Raw genomic sequence first — 21,269 nt, forward strand, 5'->3', positions numbered from 1 at the left:
CAAAACGTCAAGAGTGGGTCCGAAGGACGAACCACGACGCGGGCATGCGAAAGGCCCCCGGGGCATCCCGGGGGCCTTCGGATCAGCTGTCGGTACGGCTCCTGCGACCGGTACGGCCGGAGCGGTCGGAGCGGTCGGAGCGGTCGGAGCGGTCGGAGCGGCCTAGAGGGCGGCGGCCAGCCTGGTGCCCTGGTCGATCGCGCGCTTGGCGTCCAGCTCGGCGGCCACGTCCGCGCCGCCGATCAGGTGCACCGAGGCGCCGCCCGCCACCAGGGCGTCGTGGAGCTCGCGGCGAGGCTCCTGCCCGGCGCAGAGCACCACGGTGTCCACCGCGAGCACCCGCTCCTCGCCGTCCACCACCAGGTGCAGGCCCTCGTCGTCGATCTTCCGGTACTCGGCGCCGGAGACGGTGACCACGCCCCGCTTGGCGATCTCCTGCCGGTGGATCCAGCCGGTGGTCTTGCCCAGGCCCGCGCCGACCTTGCCGGCCTTGCGCTGGATCAGGTGCACCTGACGGGGCGGCAGCTCCTTCTCCGGGGCGCGCAGCCCGCCGCGCTCCCGGTGCTCGGTGTCGATGCCCCAGCTGGCGTAGAAGTCGGCACCCGAGTCCGTCAGGTACTCGGCCACGTCGAAGCCGATGCCGCCCGCGCCGATGACCGCCACCCGCTCGCCGACCGCGGCGCCGCCGCGCAGCACGTCCAGGTAGCCGAGCACGCTGGGGTGGTCCACGCCGGGGATGTCGGGCGTGCGCGGGGTGACGCCGGTGGCCAGCACCACCTCGTCGTAGCCCTCGGCGAGCAGCTGCTCGGCGCTCGCCAACTCGCCCAGCCGCAGCTCGACCTGACGCTCCGCCAGCTGGTGGCGGTAGTACCGCAGGGTCTCGTCGAACTCCTGCTTGCCGGGCACCTGCCGGGCCACGTTGAGCTGGCCGCCGATCTTGTCGTCCGCGTCGTAGAGGGTGACGGCGTGGCCGCGCTCGGCGGCCGCGACCGCGAAGCCGAGCCCGGCCGGGCCGGCCCCGACCACGCCGATCCGCTTCCTCCGCTGGGTCGGGCCGAGCACCAGCTCGGTCTCGTGGCAGGCCCGCGGGTTGACCAGGCAGGAGGTGATCCGGCCACTGAAGGTGTGGTCCAGGCAGGCCTGGTTGCAGCCGATGCAGGTGTTGATCGCCTCCGGCGCCCCGGCCGCGGCCTTGGCCACGAACTCCGGGTCGGCCAGCAGCGGGCGGGCCAGCGAGACCAGGTCGGCGTGCCCGTCGGCGAGCAGCTGCTCGGCCAGCTCGGGGGTGTTGATCCGGTTGCTGGTCACCAGCGGGACGGAGACCTCGCCCATCAGCTGCTTGGTCACCCAGGCCCAGGCGCCGCGCGGCACCGAGGTGGCGATGGTCGGGATGCGGGCCTCGTGCCAGCCGATGCCGGTGTTGATGATGGTGGCCCCGGCCGCCTCGACGGCCTTGGCCAGCTGCACCACCTCGGGCAGCGTGGAGCCACCGGGGACCAGGTCCAGCATGGAGAGCCGGTAGATCAGGATGAACTCCGGCCCGACCCGCTCGCGCACCCGTCGCACGATCTCCACCGGGAAGCGCATCCGGTTCTCGTACGAGCCGCCCCAGCGGTCCTCGCGGTGGTTGGTGTGGGAGGCGATGAACTCGTTGATCAGGTAGCCCTCGGACCCCATGATCTCCACGCCGTCGTACCCGGCCGACTGCGCCAGGGCCGCCGCGTCCGCGAAGTCCTCGATGGTCCGCTCGACCTCCTCGTCGGTGAGCGCACGGGGCGGGAAGGGGCTGATCGGGGCCTGTACGGCGCTCGGCGCGACCAGGGCGGGGTGGTAGGCGTAGCGGCCGAAGTGCAGCAGCTGCAGGGCGATCCGGCCACCGGCCCCGTGCACCGCCTCGGTGATCACGCGGTGCTCGGCGGCCTCCTCGGCGGTGGTCAGCTTGGCCCCGCCGTCCCAGGGGCGGCCGGCCTCGTTCGGCGCGATGCCGCCGGTGACGATCAGGCCGACGCCGGCCCGGGCCCGGGTGGCGTAGAACTCCGCCATCCGCTCGAAGCCGTGCTCGGCCTCCTCCAGGCCGACGTGCATCGAGCCCATGATCACCCGGTTCGGGAGGGTGGTGAAGCCCAGGTCCAGCGGGCGCAGCAGGTGCGGGTACGAGGTCATGCCAGCACGGTAGGGGCGTGGCACCTGCTATGCAACTAGTTGCACATGGACCATGGCGCAGATCACCCCGCCCGGCATTGGGCCTACCAACGGACAAGCAGGTGATCCAACGTCACCCTGATGGCCCGTTTCCGCAGGTGCCCGTTCTGGTGACACTCAGGGGGATGGGTTGAAGGGTGGTAGGGCGCACGAAACAGCGGGAGGACCGTCCGGTGGACGGTCCTCCCGCTGTCGTCTGTCCTGCCGCGCGTCAGACCCGCGCGGCCTCCTGCTCGTCCTCGGGGACGGTGATCACCCAGCGGGTCTCCTGCCGGGGGCGGAGGTAGAGCAGCCAGTAGAGGGCGGCGACGACGGTGATGCCGCCGGTCCAGAGCAGCGCCTTGACGTCGAGCTGGGTCAGCACGTAGCCGAGCACCAGGATCAGGATCACCGGCAGCGCGGGCCAGAGCGGCTGGCGCCAGGCCGGGACGTGCTTGTGCTGGCCCTTGCGGGCGAACAGCGCGGCCACCGCGACCAGCAGGTAGAGCGCGGCGACGGCGACACCGGTGATGTTGGTGAGCAGGTCCTGCGGGACGAAGCAGAGCGCCGCGCCGGGGAGGCCGACCGCGAGGGTGGAGATCCACGGGGCGCTGAAGCGGTTGAGGGTGCCGAAGGCGTTGTTCACCGGCTGCGGCCAGGCGCGGTCACGGCCGGAGGCGAAGAGCACCCGGGAGTTCTGGATGACCATCACGATGCCGGCGTTGACGATGGCCAGCGCGATGCAGAGGCTGACGAAGGTGCCGACCGAGGAGCCGGCCCAGCCGTCCACCAGGGCGGAGACGTTGCCCTCGCTCAGCGCCGCCAGGTCCGGGGCGCCGACGGTGATGGCGATGACCGGCACCAGGATGATCACGGCGGAGAGGCCGAGAGTCCACAGCACGGTGCGGGCGACGTTGCGGCGCGGGTTCTCCAGCTCCTCGGAGAGGTAGATGGCGGTGGAGAAGCCCTGGGTGACGAAGAGCGCGGTGCCCATCGCGGCCAGGATCAGCGAGAGGCCGACCGGGCTGGTGGCGCCGTCGGTGACCACCTGACCGTGGGTCAGGCTGGAGAGGCCGCGCTCGCTGTTGGAGAAGCCGAGGAAGGAGACCACCGCGCAGGCGATCACCTCCAGCACCAGGAAGACGCCGGTCAGCCAGGCGTTGGCCCGCAGGTCGAGCAGGCCGGCCACGGTGGCCGCGATCATCACGGCGGCGCCCGCGATCGCGGGGTCGATGTGGATGATCGGTTCGAGGTAGTCCGCGGTGCCCATCGCGATCAGCGAGGGCACGATCATCACCACGATCAGCGACTGGATGAAGACCAGCCAGCCCGCGAAGCGGCCCGCCAGGGTGCCGACCATCGCGTACTCGCCGCCCGCGCTGGGGATCAGGGTGCCGAGCTCGGAGTAGCAGAACGCCACCGCGATGCAGAGCAGGGTGCCGATGCCGATCGCCAGCGCGGTGTAGGTGCCGAGCGAGCTGAACAGGTCCGGGACGATCACGAAGAGCGAGGAGGCCGGGGTCACGCAGGAGAGCGTGAGCAGCGTGCCGCCGACCACACCGAGCGACCTGGCCAGCTTCTTGGGGGAGCCGGCGCTCTGATCGGTGGCCACCGCCGTGGAGGCGGACGGCGGGTCGAGGATGTCGGTCATGGCGGCTTCCGATCGGCTCGGCGCTGGGGGACGCGCTTCGTGGGTGGTGCTGGTGCGGGAGCGGATATCTCCTCCAGGCAGGTCTGCCGGTGCTTCGTGGTTTCGGTCGCTCCCGGCGGCCATGGAAGCGGGCGAAAGGGGCGCAGTCAACGACGGAAGTGCTGCGGAATCCGTTGTCATAAGGGGCCGTGCGCGGCGCGCATGCCCCGAGGCCTCCCCTCCCACTCCTGCCGATCGAAGGAGTGTGACCAGCCCCACATGACCCTGCATCACTTCAACACTTAGTTGACCTTGGAATCAATGATCGCGGCACGGTCCAGGGCAAAGAGTGCCCCAAACGGCGGCCTCCCCGGGCCGCGACGATAACCGCAGCCGGGGTGGGGGAATTGATCCATAACATTTCGGCCACCCCGGCTGCGGTCTCAGTACTCGGCCGAACGGCCGTCCTCCCAGGTCAGCGGGGTGCGGCGGCCACCGCCACCGGCGAGGAGGCCCCCGGCACCGTCAGCCGCGGCTCCCCGCTCCCGTCCGCCGGCACCGCCCAGACGTCGCTGCCCTTGCCGTCCTTGCCCGGCAGCGCGTACCCGACCGTCGCCCCGTCCAGCCAGGCCGCCTGGTCGTCCACGCTGTGTGTCTCCGCGAGCGCGTGCTCCTTCATCCCGTCCAGCTCCAGCACGTACAGCCGCCAGGGCGCGACCGGGTCGGCGGACACCTTCTTCTTGAAGGCGATCCGGGTGCCGTCCGGCGAGAGCGAGGGGCACTCGACGTTCTCCCGCAGGGTCCGGGCCGACCAGGCGTGCAGGTCGCCCTCGACCAGGTGGGTCTTCCCGGCGGAGGAGACGGTGGCGTAGAAGCGGTTGTCGTCGGCCGCGAAGTTGACGCCCCAGTAGTTCACGTCGGCCGCGTGGTAGCGGACGCCGTCCACGGTCAGCGGGATCGACTCGACCGACTTGATCAGGTAGCCGGTGCGCAGGTCCAGGACCGAGGTCCGGGTGGAGAAACCGCTGGCGGCGTACGAGTCCCCCACCGCGAAGGAGGTCCAGGAGAGCACCTGGCCCGACGGTGAGACCCGGGCCCGGTTCGGGATGCCCGGCACGATCACGGTCTGCAGCTCGGAGAACCTGCGGTCGTACACCACCGCCTGGGTCCGGGCCGGCACCCCCGGCATCGCCCGCAGGCAGAGCGCGCGGTCCCCCGAGGCGTAGAACCGCTCGCAGGACGGCCCGTCCGGCGGCCCGCCCCGCCGCCCGACCCGCCCGGTGGCGGTGTCGCGGTAGTAGAGGCCCGCCTCGTCCAGGGTGAACGTGCTCGCGGCGGCCAGGACTTGGTGGCCGCCGTCCCGCTGACGGGCGTGCAGCACGTACCCCAGCGAGCCGCCCAGCAGCACCAGGACGGCGACGGTCAGCACGATCAGACGCGCCTTCATGCACCCAACTCCTCTTCACCGGTGCCCGGTTCGGGCAGGATCCGCCAGGCGGCGGCCACCGCGGCGGCCAGCAGCACCGCCGCCACGGCCAGCGCCGGACGCGGCCCCCACCACGTCCAGGCCGCGCCGAAACCCGCAGCACCGCAGAGCCGGGCCAGCGCCTGGCCGGTCTGCAGCACCGCGAGACCGCCGGCCCGTCCCTCCCTCGGCAGGGCCGGCCCGGCCAGTGCCATCAGCACGCCGTCGGTGGCGGCGTAGAAGACGCCGAGCAGGGCCAGGGTGAGCACCACGGTCGGCCACCCCATCGGCAGCAGCAGCACCAAGTAGGCCGCCAGCAGCGCCCCGTGGCCGTAGAGCAGCGGCGTCCGACGGCCGATCCGGTCCGCCAGCCGGCCGGCCGGGACGGCCAGCAGCAGGTAGCCCGCCGCCGCGCCGAGCGGCAGCAACGGGAAGAGCGCGGGGGTGAGGTCCAGGCCGCGCTGGAGCAGCAGGTAGAGGAAGGAGTCGCCGATGGTCGCGGCCCCGAGCAGCGCGGCGGCGTACACCACCCGGCGGAAGGCGGGGTCGGCGAGCACCTTCGGCCCGGCGCTCGTCCGGGGCTTCGGCGCGGGCGCGGGAGCGGGAGCGGGCATCGAGGCGTCCGGCAGCCCGGCCGGGACGAAGAGCACCAGCAGCAGCACCCCGAGCAGCCCGGTGGCGAAGCTGACCACGAACACCGCGTCGTAGGCGTCCGCCGTCACCCAGAGCACCGCGAAAGCGACCAGCGGCCCGAGCAGTGCCCCCGTGGTGTCCATCGCCCGGTGCACCCCGAAGGCCCGGCCGAGGGCCTGCGGTGGTGCGCTGAGGGTGATCAGCGCGTCCCGGGGAGCGGTGCGGACTCCCTTGCCCAGCCGGTCCGTCGCCATGGCCGCAGCGATCCCGCCGGCCGCCCCGCCGGCCAGCAGCAGGCCCAGCCGGGAGAGCGCCGAGAGCAGGTAGCCGGCTCCGGCGACGGCCTTGTGCCGCCCGCCGCCGCGGTCCGCGAGGCGGCCGCCGAGCAGCCGCACCAGCGCCGTGGCCCCGTTGAACAGGCCGTCCAGGAAACCGAATTGGAGCGGCGAGAGGCCGAGCCCCAGCACCAGGTAGAGCGGCAGCACGGCGGTGACCATCTCCGAGGAGACGTCGGTGACCAGGCTGACCGCCCCGAGCGCGACGACCGTGCCGGGGACGCGCAGCCCCGCCCCGGCGGGGCGGGGCTGCGCGTCCGTGCTCCGGCCGGTGGTGGCCAGGTACATCATCAGTGGCAGCTGTACTTCGGGCTGGTGTCCTTGACCTTGTTGTCGGTCCCGACGTAGGTCCAGCTGTAGCCGGAGTCGGTGAAGTCCAGCTTCAGCACGCCGTAGTCACCGCTGATCCGCTTCTCGCTGTTCGGCTGGATCTGCTCGATCGGGTACGGCTCGGCGCCGCCCATCCCGCCGACGATCTCGACGATGCCGTCCGCCACCGCCTTGCCGTCCGGGTCCTGCGGGGCGAAGCGCTCGTAGTGGTGGTCGTGGCCGTTCAGGATCAGGTCGGCCTTGGCACCGTAGAGGATCTTCCACACCGGCTTGGAGACCGGGTCGTTGCCGTGGCCGCCCGAGGAGTACAGCGGGTGGTGGAAGTAGGCGGCGATGCACTTCTTGCTGTTGGCCGCCAGGTCCGCCTTCAGCCAGTCGATCTGGGCGCTCTGGTCGAAGGCGTTGGAGTCCAGCGCCAGGAAGTGCCAGTTGCCCTCGTCGAAGCTGTAGTAGCTCTTGCCCTGCGGGTAGGCGATGGCGCCGAAGTACGACTTGTAGCCGGAGAGCGAACCGGCCGGGTCGTAGGTCTCGTGGTTGCCCGGGACGGGGTGGGTCTTGGCCTTGAAGGCGCCCCAGGTCTTGTCGTAGTAGTTCTTGAAGTCCTGCAACCGGGCGTCGTCGTACTGGTTGTCACCCATCGTCAGGTAGAACTTCGGGTTGATCTGCTGCGCCAGCTTGGCGGTCTTCGGGTGCGCGCAGTTGCTGTCGCTCGCGGTGCACTGCGCCGCGATGTCACCCGCCGCGACCACCGTGAACCCGCCGGCCGGCTGGCTGGTGGAGGGGCTGGGCGACGGGCTCGGGGTCGGCGTGCCACCGCCGTCCGGGGTCCCGTACACCTCCATCTCGAACAGCGAGTAGCCGTAGCTCGTGCCGCGCGCCGTCCCGTACATCCGGACGTAGCGGCCCTTGCCGGACAGCCCCGTCCAGTCGTCGGTGCCGCCGTTGCCGGCCGTCTCCGTCGCGACGGAGGTCCAGGTGGACCCGTCCGCCGACACCTCCAGCCGGTACGCCTTCGCGTACGCGGCCTCCCAACTCAGCTTCACCCGCGAGACGTTGGAGCTCGCCCCGAGGTCCACCCGCAGCCACTGCGGGTCCTTGCCCTCCTCGCTCGCCCACCGGCTCGACGTACTGCCGTCGAACGCCTTCCCCGCCGCGTACGAGGATCCCTCGGTGGAGGACGCCGTGGCGGCCTTCCCCTTGGAGATCACCGGATCGGCCGCCGCACCGGCACTGCCGGGCAGACCGAACAACAGACCGCCGAGCAGCGCCGACACCGCGGCGAACACCCCGACGTGAGCAGGCCTTACCGAGCCACCCAGTCTCATCGCTGGACTCCCTGACCTTCGGAAACGTAGGAGAGCTGGTCGACCGGCACCCCGGGTCGCGGGCCGGCAAGGAGCGGTGTCCGCACACATCACCGCAGCGGCCGGGTCAGAGCTCTCCCACTGAGCACGTCACGCCCCGTCGGTCACGGGCGCCGCGCCGGGCCGCCGTTCGGCAGACTAGTAGAAAGGAAACTTTCCTACCAGTACTCCGACGGCACGCCGTGGTTGCACTTTCTGACACTCCGTCACTGCCCTCCAACACCCGGGGGCACCCTCCGTTCCTCCCCTGCCGCGCCGCTCCCATGCACACCTTCGACGAACTCCTGACAGCGGGCGGAGCCGTCACCACCGCGTCCCGCGGCCCGCGCCCCGGCGGCGGCCACCACCCTCGCTGCCCGGCCCCGGCCCGACGTCGTCGCCGACGTCGGGCCGGGGCCGCCGCATCAGCCCGCGCTGCGCCCGGTGGTCGAGCCGAAGCCCAGCCAGGTGTGCCGGTTGCCCCACCAGCACCAGCCCACCTTGGGCGCGTCGCGCCGCTCGCGGCCGTCCCGGCCGGTCCCGTTGCTGACCCAGATCGCCGGGGTCCGGGCGTCGAAGGTGCCCTTCGGCTTGCGCAGGCGCGAACCGATCGTCATGAAGCACTGGTTGCGCTCCAGCACCTCCGGCTGCTGGAGCAGCCAGTGGATGCCCTCGGTCAGCAGCAGCGGAGTCCGGTCCTCGGCCGCGAGGGCCGGAAGTGCCTCCTCCGGGCTCCAGTTGGCCAGGTGGTCACCCCGGTCCGGAGCGGCCACCAGGTAGAGCGGCCCCTCCGGCAGCTCCACCCCCGTCGGCGCGAACTCGTCCACGTCGGTCATGTCGACCACGACGAAGCCCGGCTTCCCCTCGTGCCGCAGCAGCGGCGCCAGCGCCGAGGCCGGCGCCCGCCCGGGGTGGACGGCGAGCAGCACCTCCCCCTCCACGCCGTGCGCCGCGGCGGCGAACGTCCTCATCTCCTCCGCGGACAGCCCCGCGAGGTCGTGCACCCCGAGCTCGATCAGGCGTTCCGCCTGGGCGAGGAGCGAGGGAAGAGCGGTCACGGCGAAACGGGTCGAAAGGTCGGGCAAGACACTCCCCAGGAAGTCCGGATCAGCTGACTGGGTACCCAACGGAGCACCGCCCCGCCCTGTTCCCGATCCCCGCAGGATTCTTCCCGCCCCGACCTGACGCACCGTCGCCATCGCCCGCCCCGTGCCGTTCAGCCCGTCTGCATCCCGGCACGCGGGACGGTGCGGGTGGTGCCGTCGGCGAGGGTGAGGACGGCGGAGTCGACGGAGCCGCCGCGGTTGTTCTCCGCGCCCGGCCACCAGGCCGTCCAGCGGCCGTTCTCCACGGTGACCTCGAAGGTCCGGCCCTGAGCCGTCATGGTGACGGCCTTGACGTCCGAACCGACGAAGCCCGCAGCGTAGTTGAAGATCCGGTCGCCGTCGCCGTGCGAGCCACCCGTGTCGTAGGCGATGGCGTTCGGCGCCAGGGCGGGCACCTGGCCGACCAGCTCCCAGAAGCCGCCCTCGCCGTCCGGGGCGACGTAGCAGAGCGCGACGGTGCTGCCCCGGGTGACGACCATGGACGTCACCCTGCCCCGCAGGTCGGCGTTGCTCACCTTGTCCGCCCCGCCCGGCCCCTCCATCGCGCTCAGGCACCACTTCAGCGTCTTGGCGCCCTGGCCCTTGCTGGTGTCCACCTGGGCCGGCTTGGCCGTCCAGCTGACGATCTCGGCGGAGCCCAGCGGACCACCGCTTCCGGCGCCGGGGCCGGCCACCAGGTCGTAGAGCGTCACCCCGCTCACCACCGCCCCGAGGGCGACGGCCCCGGCCAGGGTGAAGGCCAGACGGCGGCGCAGCCCCGGCCGGGGCCGGGCGGCGGGGGTGGCGGGGGTGACAGGGGTGTCGGCGTCGATCTTGCTCATCAAGAGCTCCCGGTGGAGTGCATGACGTCCCGGCGGGAGATCACGCTCGGCCGGCACGGGCAGCCGCCCGAGCAGTCCGTCGCGCTCGACCGGTTCCGGCCGCTGATCGGCGTTCACTGGTGTGCCTCCTCGGTGGACAGGCCCGCGGTCGCGGTCCCACTCTTCATCTGGTGCCGGGCGTAAGGGAGTTCCACCTTTTTTCGCCGCTCCTTCCGCTCCGCCGCCTCCGCGAGCCGCTGCAGCTTCGCCCGGGCCCGCGACAGCCGCGACCGCACCGTCCCCACCGGCACCCCGAGCGCCTCCGCCGCCTCCTGGTACTCCAGCCCCGCCCACACGCACAGCGCCAGCACCTCCCGCTCCGGCCGCCGCAGCTTCGCCAACGCCTCCCGCACCGCGGCGATCCGCACCGCGTCGTCCATCCGCCCGGCCGACTCCTCCGCGAAGTCCGGCACCCCCTCCGGCGCCGGCGGCACCTGCGCCAACACCTCCCGGTGCCGCCGCGCCGCCCGCCGCTGATTGCTCACCAGATTGGTGGCGATCCCCAGCAGCCACGGCCGTAGCGAGCCCCCCTCCTCACTCACCCTCCCGTGCTGCCGCCACGCCTCCAGGAAGGTCAGCGACATCACGTCCTCCGCCACCGACCAGTCCCCGGTGAGCCGGTACGCGTGGTTGTACACCGCGCGCGCGTACGCGTCGAAGAGCCGCCCGAACGCGTCCCGGTCACCGGCCCGCACCCGCGCTCGCATCTCAGGATCCGAATAGTCCACACCCATCCCTCTGGCCCCCCGCCCCGCCGGGTTCCCGTGACCCCCGTCACACACCCGCGGGCGGACGGGTCGTCACGTGCTCGCGGGACCACGAGCCTAGGACGTGGGAAGCCCCGGACCGCACGCGGTCCGGGGCTCGATTCACAGGTCGTACCGGCGCGCGCCGTCGCGCGCCGGGGTCACCCGACGGTCGGCAGGCTCGCGGTGAGCGCGGCCGGGACCGCGACCACCGCGTCGAAGCTGTGGCCCCCCTGACCGAACTCGGAGGCGCTCATCGCGCGCTTGCCGCCACCGTTGACGACCATCCACACCGTGACGCCGTCGGGCGAGAGCAGCATGGTCCCGTCGGCCGGGGCGGTCCTGGCGACGGCGGCGGCCTCCCAGGTGCCGGGGACGCCGCGCAGCGGCCGCTGGTCGTAACCGAGCCCCGTGTAGTTCGCGCTGTCGAGCAGGACGGCCTTGCCGCCGGCCATCACGTAGACGGACGGGTCACCGCCGGAGGCGTTCTTGATCACCGTGCCGTCCGCCAGCGGCTTGGCGGCGCTCTCGGCGATCCACTGCTCGGGTGCGCCCACGGCCGGCCCGCCGCTCCAGACGCCGTAGTACTCGTCGGCGGTCACCGGAAGGGCCGACCCGTTGACCATCACGTACACCGCGGCACTGCCCTCGCCCTGGCCCGTGACCAGGGTGCCGTCCGGCGCCGGCCGGGAGGCCGCGGCCTTCAGCCACTCGCCGGGCGCGCCCATCAGCGGCCAGTTGTTGTAGCCGTCCGCGTACCACTCGTCGGCCGTGATGTGTGCGGCGGCCCCGTTGACCATCGTGTACCGGGCGGGGTCGTCGCCGGACTGGTCCATCAGCACGGTGCCGGTCGGCAGGGTCTTGGCGGCCGCGGCCTTCAGCCAGTCGCCGGGCACCCCCATCAGGGTGCGGGTGTTGTAGCCGTCGGCGTACCACTCCCCCGCCGCGATGGGCAGCGCCGAGCCGCTCACCATGACGTAGCGGGACGGGTCACCGCCGGACTCGTCCATCAGGACCAGCCCAGTGGCGAGCGTGCCCTGCCGGGCGGAGTTCAGCCAGGAGCTCGGAACGCCCATCAGCGACCGGGAGTTGTAGCCGCCCGTGGTCCAGTCGTTGCCACTGATCGGCAGCGCCGTGCCGTCCACGACCACGTACCGGGAGGGGTCGCCGCCCGCCTGGTCCATCACGACGGTGCCGGACGGGGGAACCGCAGGGAGGGAGTTGAAGGCGCCGTCCTCGACCGTGACGATCCGGCTGAGGTCGTAGTGGTCGGGGGCGACGTCCGAACCGGCGACCGGAAGCCCGGCCCCGTTGACGATCACCTTGACGGTCGATCCCGCCGGGGACTTCACCAGGGTGCCGCTCGGCAGGGCGGAGGGATTGGTGTTGGTGGAGAAGACCGGTGAGATGAAGCCGCTTATCCGCTGCCCGCCGACCACCGTGCCGACCCCGGCTCCGTTGACGTTGTACCCGGTCACCCGACCGTTGCCGCCTCCCTGGTTTCCGCCGACCACGCTGATGTAGCCGTTGCCGACGGCCGTGACCAGGTTGACGTGGCTGGCCCAGTCGCTGCTGCTGTTGAAGTCGTACACGATGGCGTCGCCGACCTGCGGGTAGCTGTGCAGCGTCCCGTAGCGCCGACCGTAGTCGTAGAAGCTCGCCGCGCCGCTGGACAGGTCCCTGGTGTGGGCGGCTCCGGCACGCTCCCAGACCCAGCCCGCGAAGTCGGCGCACCAGGACTCCGCCTTCTGGCCCCCGGCGCCGCAGGAGTCCGACGCGTGGTTGCCGGCGACGTAGCCGTCGTGGGCGCACGGGCCGTTGCCCAGCTCGCCGTTGGCGACGGAGGCGATGGTGGCGGTGTCCGCGTGGGCCTGAGCCGCCGTCAGGCCGGTGAAGGACGCGGCGACCGCGAGGGCGGCGAGGCCGGCCTGGCTGATCTTGCGGACATTGGTGATGTTTCGGACATTCGACATGAGACGGGTTCTCCGTATCGGTGTGGTGTGAGGATGAGCGCTCCGCCGGGGCGATCCCGCGCGGCGGAGTGGGCGTACTGCCTGGGTGCGGACTGCTTGGGTGAGGACTCGCCTCAGCGGCCGATGGCGAGGATCTGGGTGGAGCCGTCGGGCAGGGCGGTGATCGCGGCCCGGGGGCCGTTGAAGGTCGGCGCACCGTCGTAACCGGCGATGGCCCGGAACCCGCTCCAGGTGGCGTCGGTCCGCCGGACCTGGTGGTAGACGTTGCCGTCGTTGCCGACCGCCAGGACCTGGGAACTGCCGTCCGGCAGACCGGCGACGGCGACATCGCTCGCCTGCATGGTCGGCGTACCGGCACCGTCGAGCGGCGCGAAGCCCGTCCAACGTCCGTCGGAGAGGCGGGACTCGTGGTAGACGTTGCCGTCGCCACCGACCGCGAGCACCTGCGAACTCCCGTCCGGGAGCCCCGCGATGGCCACATCGCTCGCCTGCATGGTCGGCGCACCGGCACCGTCGAGCGGCGCGAAGCCCGTCCACGCACCACCGGCCAGCCGCGACTCGTGGTAGACGTTCCCGTCGTTGCCGACCGCCAGCACCTGCGCGGTGCCGTCCGGGAGCCCCGCGATGGCCACGTCACTCGCCTGCATCATCGGCGCCCCGACACCGTCGAGCGGCGCGAAGCCCGTCCAACGTCCGTCGGAGAGGCGGGACTCGTGATACACGTTCCCGTCACTGCCGACCGCGAGCACCTGCGAACTCCCGTCCGGCAGAGCGGCGATGGCGACCTTGCGCGCCGGCATCGCCGCAGTCCCGACACCACCGAGCGGCGCAAAGCCGGTCCAACGTCCGTTCGCCAGACGGACCTCGTGGTAGACGTTGCCGTCGTTGCCGATGCCCACCACCTGCGCGCTGCCGTCCGGCATCCCCGCGATCGCCGCCTCGGAGCCGCTGAAGAACGGGGCGCCACCCACGCCGTTCAGCGCGCCGAGCCCCGACCAGGCGCCGCCGGGCTGCCGGCCGGCGTGGAAGAACGCGCCGGAACCGGGCGCCGGGGGGTAGGGGTCCGCGCGGTCGGTGGCCAGTCCGGTGCCGGCGAGGCAGGACAGCCAGGCGCGGGGGCCCTGGTCGGCGAGGATCTTCTCCGCGATGAGGATCTGCTGCTTCTTGGTGGCGAGGTCCGGCCGCGGAGCGTAGTCGGTGCCCTTGTAGTGGCTCCAGTTGGCGAGGGTGATCTGCAGCCCGCCGTAGTAGACGCGCGTGCTGTTGACGATGCTCCAGTTGCCCCCGCTCTCGCAGGCGGCCACCTTGTCCCAGGTCGCCACCGAGGCGGCCTGGGCGCTGCCGCCGGCGCCCGCAACGGCGGCGGCCGAGAGGGCCAGGGCCACCGCCCAGCGGGGCGGCCTGATGGTGCGTGAACTCATCTGATGTCTCCTGGACATGGCGGACGCCGACCCGCCGCCACGACGGTGGCGGGCCGGCGTCCTGGGGAAGCGGTACCGAAGGGCCGGTGGTTCAGCGGCCGATGGCGAGGATCTGGGTGGAGCCGTCGGGCAGGGCGGTGATCGCGGCCCGGGGCCCGTTGAAGGTCGGCGCACCGCCGTAACCGGCGATGGGGTGGAAGCCGCTCCAACCGGCGTCGGCACGGCGGGCCTCGTGGTAGACGTTGCCGTCGTTGCCGACCGCCACCACCTGCGAACTCCCGTCCGGCAGACCGGCGATGGAGACGGAGCTCGCCTGCATCGTCGGGGTGCCGACACCTTCGAGCGCGACGAACCCCGTCCAGTCACCGCTGCTCATGCGCTGCTCGTGGTAGACGTTGCCGTCACTGCCGACCACCAGCACCTGCGAGGTGCCGTCCGACAGACCGGTGATGGCCACGTCGCGCGCCTGCATCGCCACCGTGCCGGCACCGGCCAAGGGCGCGAAGCCCGTCCAACTGCCACCGGCCAGCCGGGACTCGTGGTAGACGTTCCCGTCGTTGCCGACCGCCAACACCTGCGCGGTGCCGTCCGGCAGGCCCGCGATGGCCACCCTGCTCGCCTGCATGGACCAGGTCCCGACACCGGCCAGCGGCGCGAAGCCCGTCCACCTGCCGTCCGGCGAGCGGGACTCGTGGTAGACGTTGCCGTCGCTGCCGACCGCCACCACCTGCGAACTCCCGTCCGGCAGACCGGCGATGGCGACCGAACTCGCCTGCATCGACGCCGAACCGACGCCCGCGAGCGGCGCGAAACCGGTCCAGATGCCGTCCGCCAGCCGCGTCCGGTGGTAGACACTGCCGTCGTTGCCGATGCCCACCACCTGGGCACTGCCGTCCGGCATCCCCGCGATCGCCGCCTCGGAGCCCACGAAGAACGGAGCGTCACCCACCCCGTTCAGGGCACCGAGGCCCGCCCAACGACCGTCAGCCAGCCGGGTGCCGTGGAAGAACGAACTGCCGGAGGGCACCGGTGGGACCGTGGGGGTGGTGGGAGCGGTGGGGGCCACCTGTACGTCGAGGTAGTCGCGGTCGATGTTGATGCTGATGCCGTGCCAGGTCTCGGTCACGTTGCCCGCGTACTGGTGGACCCGCTGGTGGTTGCTCCAGTAACCGGCGGGGAGCACCGAGTCGTTGGTGTCCGCGGCGTTGTTCCACTTCGCGGCGAACACGGCGTCGGGCATGGCGTAGCCGTTGACGTTGGCGACCAGGTCGGCGATGCCGGTGGAGGAACTGCTGTAGACGGCCGAGGTGTAGCCGCGCGCGTGCAGCTGGTTCGTCCAGGCGGACAGGAAGGTGAGCACCCTGGTCGAGTAGGTCTCGCGCGAGTAGCTCTCCATGTCGTAGTAGAGCAGGCTGCCGGGCGCGAACCCGAGGCTCGCCGCCTGGTTGGCGGCGTCGTCGGCGGCGGCCGCGCCCTGCGCGGCGGGCGAGCTGAGCTCGGTCGCCTGCGGGCCGACGTACAGCGGCATGAAGCGCCAACCGGCCGAGGCCTGCTGCTGAACCCAGGCGGCCGTCAGGTTCGGCTGGGGGCAGGCCCGGCGGTTTCCACCGATGTAGATGCCGACCGCACCGTACGGGGAGTCGGCCATCCACCCGTTCATGGTGGTGCCGCTCGGGGCTGCGCAGGCGTCGAAGCCCTTGCCGGTGTAGTTGGTGCTGGCGGCCGGGACGGCGGCCACGGCCTGCGGCGCCGCCACCGTCCCCACCTCCTCCGGCGCGGCCGACTCGGCGGTGGCTCCGCGCCGCGCGGTGGTTCGCTGCGGAGTGGGGGCCGCCGTCCCGGCCGCCCCGGCCGACTCGACCGTCTCGGTGGGCAGGTCGGCGCCGGCCAGGATCCGGCTGACCAGGGCATGGTCGGAACCGTAGGCGGCGGTGACCCGGACCCCGCCGCCGACCGCGTGGATCTCCTGACCGGTGGTGTTGACCGTGGTCCGGGCGGTGCCCGTGGCGGCGTCCCGGTCGGGCTGGACGAGCAGCGCCTCGGTACGGCCCACGACGCGCGTGCCGCAGTCCTGGGAGTCGCTGGGGTCGCCGAGGTAGAGGGCGGAGCGTCCGAAGTGCACGCAGGCGTGCGGGTCGGCGGTGAGGTCGATGACCTCCCAGTCGGCCGGGACGCGGAAGGTGTGCCCCAGGTAGCTCACGCTCCGCTCCGGGGCCCGGTGCGCGTCCGGGCCGGAACCGGCGGAGGTCAGGGCGGAGGCGGTGGCGGGCGAGAGGACTGCGGCGGAGAGTGCCAGGGCGGCACCGGCCGCGCCCAGGCTCAGTCTGTTCAGGTTCACGTGGTTGCTCCTGTGCGTGCGGGCCCCCGGTGCGGAGGCCGACGTGCCGACGGCGGGTGCCGGCCGACAGCGGATGCGAGTCGGCGGCGGGTACGCGGCGGCAGTGGATGCGAGTCGGAGGTCGGGCGCGAGTCAGCGGGCGGGCGAGATTCGTCAGGCGGGCGCGGGTCAGCGGGCGGTGACGACCATGTGGCTGGAGCCGTCGGGCATTCCGGTGATGGCGACCCGGGTGGCGGGGAGGTCGGGCGCGAGGGCGAAGCCCTGGACCGGCGCGAAGCCGGCCCACGTGCCGTCGGTGAAGCGGACCTGGTGGTACGCCTTGCCGTCGTTGCCGACCACCAGCACCTGCGAGGTGCCGTCCGGCAGGCCGGCGATCGCGATGGAGTCGGCCCACATCCTGGAGGCGCCGCGGTAGCCGCCGAGCGGGGCGAAGCCGGTCCAGCTGCCGTCGGTCAGCCGGGTCTGGTGGTAGACGTTTCCGTCGCTCCCGGTCGCGACCACCTGGGCGGTGCCGTTCGGCAGGCCGACGATCGCGATCCGGCCGGCCAGCATCCTCGGAGTGCCGACGCCTTCGAGCGGGGCGAAGCCGGTCCAGCTGCCGTCGGTCAGCCGGGTCTGGTGGTGGACGTCGCCGTCACTGCCGATCACCAGGACCTGCGACGTACCGTCCGGCATGGCCGCGATGGCGACCTCGCGGGCCTGCATCCTCGGAGTGCCGACGCCTTCGAGCGGGGCGAAGCCGGTCCAGCTGCCGTCGGTCAGCCGGTGCTCGTGGTAGACGTTGCCGTCGTTCCCGACCGCCAGGACCTGCGACGTGCCGTCCCGCAGACCCGCGATGGCGACCTTGCTCGCCTGCATCCTGGCGGCCCCGACTCCCGCGAGCGGGGCGAATCCGCTCCACGCTCCCGCGGTGCCGCGGATCTGGTGGTAGACGTTGCCGTCGTTGCCGATGCCCACGACCTGGGCGCTGCCGTCCGGCAGGCCGGCGACGGCGGCCTCCGGACCGCTGAAGGTCGGGGCACTCCCGATGCCCCGCAGCTGCAGGTACGGGGTCCAGCTTCCGTTCGCCAGACGGATGTTGTGGACGAACTCGTCCGGGTTGAGGCTCGGGGCGACCGATCCGACCACCCAGTTGGCCCGTACCGGACGGAAGGTCCCCCTGCCGGACTCGTACGGATAGCGGATGGTGCGCTGCTGGACGCCCGCAGGGGTGAACTCGTAGCCGACGTAGGCGAACCGCGAGGAGTCGACCCAGTAGTCGAAGAGCACCACGTGCCCGTCCGCGCCGGCGGAGTCGTTGAGCAGGGCGTCACCGGGCAGGAGCTGGTCCTTGTCGATGGCCGTGGCGATGCCGAACGGGACGAAGGTGGTGGTGTCGAGGGAGGTCGCCAGGCCCCAGGCCATCGACACGAAGCCGGAGCAGTCGGTCCGGTACCGGCCGTAGGTGCCGGCGGACGAGTAGACCAGGCCCTTGCCGACCCAGGACTCCGCGCGGGCGATGACGTCGGCGCGCTCGTCGATCTGATTGACCAGCGGCAGGCTGCCCCAGATTCCGACACCGCCCTGGTCCCCGAAGGCGCCGGGGCCGATCGGCACCTTGGCCAGGGCCGGAGGTGCGGTGACCAGGGCGACGGTCAGGCCGGCGCCCAGGCGGAGGGCACTGCGGCGGGTGGTACGAGTGTTGAGCATCGTTCTCCCCCGAGCTGTACGACCGGGGCCGCTCCTGACGCGGGCGACCTCCGACGGGAAAAGAATGCGGGCGGCCGATAATCGGGAGATAACATCCCGTCAGAACAGGCGTTATCCGGTCGCTGACCAGGTCAGATCAAGCTAGCGGGGGCCCTAGAACATGCGCTTCGGACTGCTCGGCGGTCTGCTCGCCCAGGACGCGGACCGGGACTGTCCGGTCCGGGGACTCAAGGCCCGTACCCTGCTGGCGGTCCTGCTCCTGAACGCCGGTCAGCCGGTCTCCCTGGACCGGCTGACGATCGCCCTCTGGGCCGAGAACGCGCCGAGCACCGCCGAGCAGTCACTGCGCAACCTGGTCGCCAGGCTGCGCAAGGCCCTGGGCGACGAGGAGGGCGAGCGGCTGCGGGCCGTCCGCGCCGGTTACCTGCTCCGGGTCGCTGACGAGGAGCTGGACACCAGGCTGTTCGAGGAGGCCGTCCGACGGGCCCGGGCCGCGCACGCGGCGGACGACCCCGTACGGGTCCTGGCCGAGACCGCCACCGCCCTCGGCCAGTGGCGCGGCACGCCGCTCCTCGACCTGCCCGAGCTGGCCGCGGACTTCCAGCCGCAGTGCGAGCAGTGGGAGGAGGACCGGCTCCAGATGCTGGAGTGGCGCTTCGGGGCCGAGCTCCAGCTGGACCGTCCACAGGCGGTGGTGGCCGAACTGACCGGCCTGGTCGGCGAGCATCCGCTGCGGGAGGCGTTCCACGGACAGCTGATGCTCGCCCTGCACCGCAGCGACCAGCGGGCCAAGGCCCTGGCGGTCTACCAGCGGCTGCGCCGCACCCTGATCGAGGAGCTCGGCATCGAGCCGGGCCCGGCCCTGCGCGAACTGCACCAGCTGGTGCTGAGCGAGGAGCCCTCCGCCCCCGGGCCCTCCCGCCCCACCACCCCTCCCTCAACTCCCTCCGCTCCCACCCCCCGCGCCGTCCTCGACCAACTCCCCTCCGCGCCAATGCACTTCGTCGGCCGCGCCGAACCCCTCACCGCCCTGCGCGACGCCCTGCTGCGCGACACCGGACGCGCGCGGTACGCGGTGGTCAGCGGCATGGCCGGGGTCGGCAAGTCGGCACTCGCGGTGCACTGCGCCCACGCGCTGGCCGAGCACTTCCCCGACGGCCGGCTCTTCCTCAACCTGCGCGGCGCGACCTCCGGCCTGACACCGCTGACCACCCATCAGGCCGCCACCGCCCTGCTGGGCGGCCTCGGCGTCGACCCCGGCACCGTCCCCGCCGACCCGGAGGCCGCCGCCGCCCTGCTGCGCGGCACCCTCGCCCCCACCAGGACCCTGCTGGTGCTGGACGACGCCGCCGGGCTCGCCCAGGTCCGCCCGCTGCTTCCGGCCGGCCCCGACTGCGCGGTCCTGCTGACCAGCCGCTCGCCGATGCTCACCCTCGAAGGCGCGGCACACCTCCGCCTCGCCCCGCTGAGCGAGGCGGAGAGCGTCGCCCTGGTGGCCGTCGCCTCCGGCCGCACCTCCGCCGACCGCGAGGTGGTGACCCTCGAGCAGGGCGACCTGGCCCGCCTGGTGGGCCTCTGCGGCCGGCTCCCGCTCGCCCTGCGCATCGTCGCCGCCCGCCTCGCCGCCCGCGACGCGCTGCCCGTCCGCAGCCTGGTCGCCCAACTCACCGACCACGAGGACCGGCTCGACCAGCTGGAGCTCGACGACCTGAGCATCCGTCAGTCCCTCGCACTGGCCCACCGCGTCCTGCTCGACTCCGAGCGCCGGCTCGACCGGCGCGCGGCCGACGCCCTGCTCGCGGTCGGCTCCCTCAACCTGCCCGAGTACTCGGCCGCCCAACTGGCCGGGACCCTGGGCACCAGCCGGGCCCAGGCCGCAGCCGCCCTCGACCGCCTGGTGGACGTCGCCCTGCTGGACGAGATCCGGCTCGACCGCTTCGCCCCGCACGACCTGGTCCGCGACTTCGCCCGCGAACTGGCCGAGGAGAGCGGACGCCGCCCCGAACTGGCCTCCGCCGCACTCCGCTGGTACGCCGCCGAGGCGGGCCGTTCGGCCCTCGCCCTCGCCCCGGAGCTCCACCACCACCGCCGGCTCCCCGGCGGGGACGGCTCCCCCGACGAGGAGACCGCACTCCTGTGGGGCGACGTCGAATGCGTCAACCTGGTCCCCCTGGTCGAACAGGCCGACCGCGAGCAACGGGACTCCTCGTCCCTGCTCACCCTGGTCCAGGCCCTGCTCCCCTACCTCCGCGCCCGCGGCCGGACCGCCGAACTCTCCCAGCTCAACCGCACCGCCCTGACCGTCGCCCGCCGCGAGGGCAACCTGCTCGCCCAGGCACACGCCCTCGGTGACCTGGCCGGCTCCCACTTCGACGCCGGCCGCTTCGCCGACGCCCTCGACCTCATCGACCAGGCCGTCCCGCTCTGGCGAGAGCTCGGCGACGTGGTCCGCGAACAGCTCAACCTGAACAACCGCGGCATGCTCCTCCAAGCCCTCGGCCGCGACCGGGAAGCCGTCACCGCCCTCGAAGAGGCCCTCGCCCTGGCCGTCGAACGCGGCGACACCCACAACGAGGCCCTCGCCCTGAGCGGCCTCGGCAACGTCGCCGAGAAGACCGACCCCCGCCTCGCCATCCGCCACCACAGCCGCAGCATCGAAGCGGGCCGCCGCTCCGGCACCCCCGGCGTCCAGATGGCCGGCCTCTGCAACATCGGCTGCGCCCACCTCCGCCTCGACGAACCCGCCGAAGCCCTCCAGCACTTCCGCGAAGCCCTCGCCATCCCCTCCGCCTCCGCCCCCTGGACCACCGAACGCCAGACCCGCCTCGGCCTGGTCGACGCCCTCCACCGCCTCCACCACCTCGACGAGGCCGCCACCGCCGCCCGCGACCTCCTCGACCGCACCACCACCCGCGCCGACCCCTACGGCGAGGGCCTCGCCCGCCACGCCTACGGCCTCGTCCTCCGCGACCAGGGCAACCCCACCCACGCCCTCACCCAGTGGCGCACCGCCCTCGACCTCCTGGCCCCCCTCGACCCCGAGACCACCGCCGAACTCCGCACCCTCATCACCACGGCCGAGGCCGCCTGACACGCGTCAGGGCCCCTCCGCACCGTGCACGAAGGGGCCCTGACCTACATCTTCACCGTAGGCGCAGACGGTTTCGAGCCGCCGACATCCGCCTTGTAAGCTTTCGAGGACCAAGCCTATGACCTGCG

The 21,269-nt window shown here is 72.6% G+C and carries 13 protein-coding genes; 1 reads left to right on the top strand and 12 read right to left on the bottom strand.

Annotated elements, in window-relative coordinates:
• Nucleotides 1-162 precede the first annotated feature (162 nt).
• From ABD946_RS25855 to ABD946_RS25910, 12 genes are all read right to left on the bottom strand, one after another.
• On the bottom strand, nucleotides 163-2,163 hold the full coding sequence (locus ABD946_RS25855; RefSeq protein WP_345287522.1) for an oxidoreductase: 2,001 nt from the start codon (nucleotides 2,161-2,163) through the stop codon (nucleotides 163-165).
• A 250-nt stretch (nucleotides 2,164-2,413) separates the two neighbouring features.
• On the bottom strand, nucleotides 2,414-3,832 hold the full coding sequence (locus ABD946_RS25860; protein WP_345287523.1) for an APC family permease: 1,419 nt from the start codon (nucleotides 3,830-3,832) through the stop codon (nucleotides 2,414-2,416).
• Between the two features lie 454 nt (nucleotides 3,833-4,286).
• Nucleotides 4,287-5,258 (bottom strand): TolB-like translocation protein, encoded by a 972-nt coding sequence (locus ABD946_RS25865; RefSeq protein ID WP_345287525.1) that lies wholly within the window; start codon nucleotides 5,256-5,258, stop codon nucleotides 4,287-4,289.
• Nucleotides 5,255-6,532 carry an MFS transporter gene (locus tag ABD946_RS25870; protein ID WP_345287631.1) on the bottom strand — a complete coding sequence of 426 codons (1,278 nt, stop codon included), beginning with the start codon at nucleotides 6,530-6,532 and terminating at the stop codon, nucleotides 5,255-5,257. Before ABD946_RS25870 ends, ABD946_RS25865 begins: the two co-directional genes overlap by 4 nt.
• A gap of 2 nt (nucleotides 6,533-6,534) precedes the next feature.
• On the bottom strand, nucleotides 6,535-7,899 hold the full coding sequence (locus ABD946_RS25875) for a discoidin domain-containing protein (RefSeq protein ID WP_345287526.1): 1,365 nt from the start codon (nucleotides 7,897-7,899) through the stop codon (nucleotides 6,535-6,537).
• 443 nt (nucleotides 7,900-8,342) lie between these two features.
• Complete coding sequence (locus ABD946_RS25880) at nucleotides 8,343-9,002, bottom strand: DUF5701 family protein (RefSeq protein ID WP_345287528.1); 660 nt, start codon at nucleotides 9,000-9,002, stop codon at nucleotides 8,343-8,345.
• Nucleotides 9,003-9,133: 131 nt separating this feature from the next.
• Nucleotides 9,134-9,844, bottom strand: a complete 711-nt coding sequence (locus ABD946_RS25885; RefSeq protein ID WP_345287529.1) for a hypothetical protein — start codon at nucleotides 9,842-9,844, stop codon at nucleotides 9,134-9,136.
• Nucleotides 9,845-9,957: 113 nt separating this feature from the next.
• Entirely contained in the window at nucleotides 9,958-10,590 is a 633-nt protein-coding gene (locus ABD946_RS25890; RefSeq protein WP_345287530.1) for an RNA polymerase sigma factor, read from the bottom strand.
• Between the two features lie 200 nt (nucleotides 10,591-10,790).
• The gene (locus ABD946_RS25895; protein WP_345287531.1) at nucleotides 10,791-12,602 is read right to left on the bottom strand and encodes a CHAP domain-containing protein; all 1,812 of its coding nucleotides are present in this window, start codon (nucleotides 12,600-12,602) and stop codon (nucleotides 10,791-10,793) included.
• 113 nt (nucleotides 12,603-12,715) lie between these two features.
• Complete coding sequence (locus ABD946_RS25900; RefSeq protein WP_345287532.1) at nucleotides 12,716-14,023, bottom strand: transglycosylase family protein; 1,308 nt, start codon at nucleotides 14,021-14,023, stop codon at nucleotides 12,716-12,718.
• Nucleotides 14,024-14,114: 91 nt separating this feature from the next.
• Entirely contained in the window at nucleotides 14,115-16,361 is a 2,247-nt protein-coding gene (locus ABD946_RS25905; RefSeq protein WP_345287533.1) for a glycoside hydrolase domain-containing protein, read from the bottom strand.
• A gap of 168 nt (nucleotides 16,362-16,529) precedes the next feature.
• A complete protein-coding gene (locus ABD946_RS25910) occupies nucleotides 16,530-18,050 on the bottom strand; it encodes a DUF8189 domain-containing protein (RefSeq protein ID WP_345287535.1) in 1,521 nt (506 codons plus the stop codon).
• A 160-nt stretch (nucleotides 18,051-18,210) separates the two neighbouring features.
• On the opposite strand from ABD946_RS25910, the gene ABD946_RS25915 reads away from it, so the two are divergent.
• Nucleotides 18,211-21,141, top strand: coding sequence for an AfsR/SARP family transcriptional regulator (locus tag ABD946_RS25915; RefSeq protein WP_345287537.1), 2,931 nt, complete (start codon nucleotides 18,211-18,213; stop codon nucleotides 21,139-21,141).
• The last annotated feature ends 128 nt before the right edge of the window (nucleotides 21,142-21,269 follow it).

The sequence above is a fragment of the Kitasatospora albolonga genome, from assembly GCF_039535905.1.
GTDB lineage: Bacteria > Actinomycetota > Actinomycetes > Streptomycetales > Streptomycetaceae > Kitasatospora > Kitasatospora albolonga.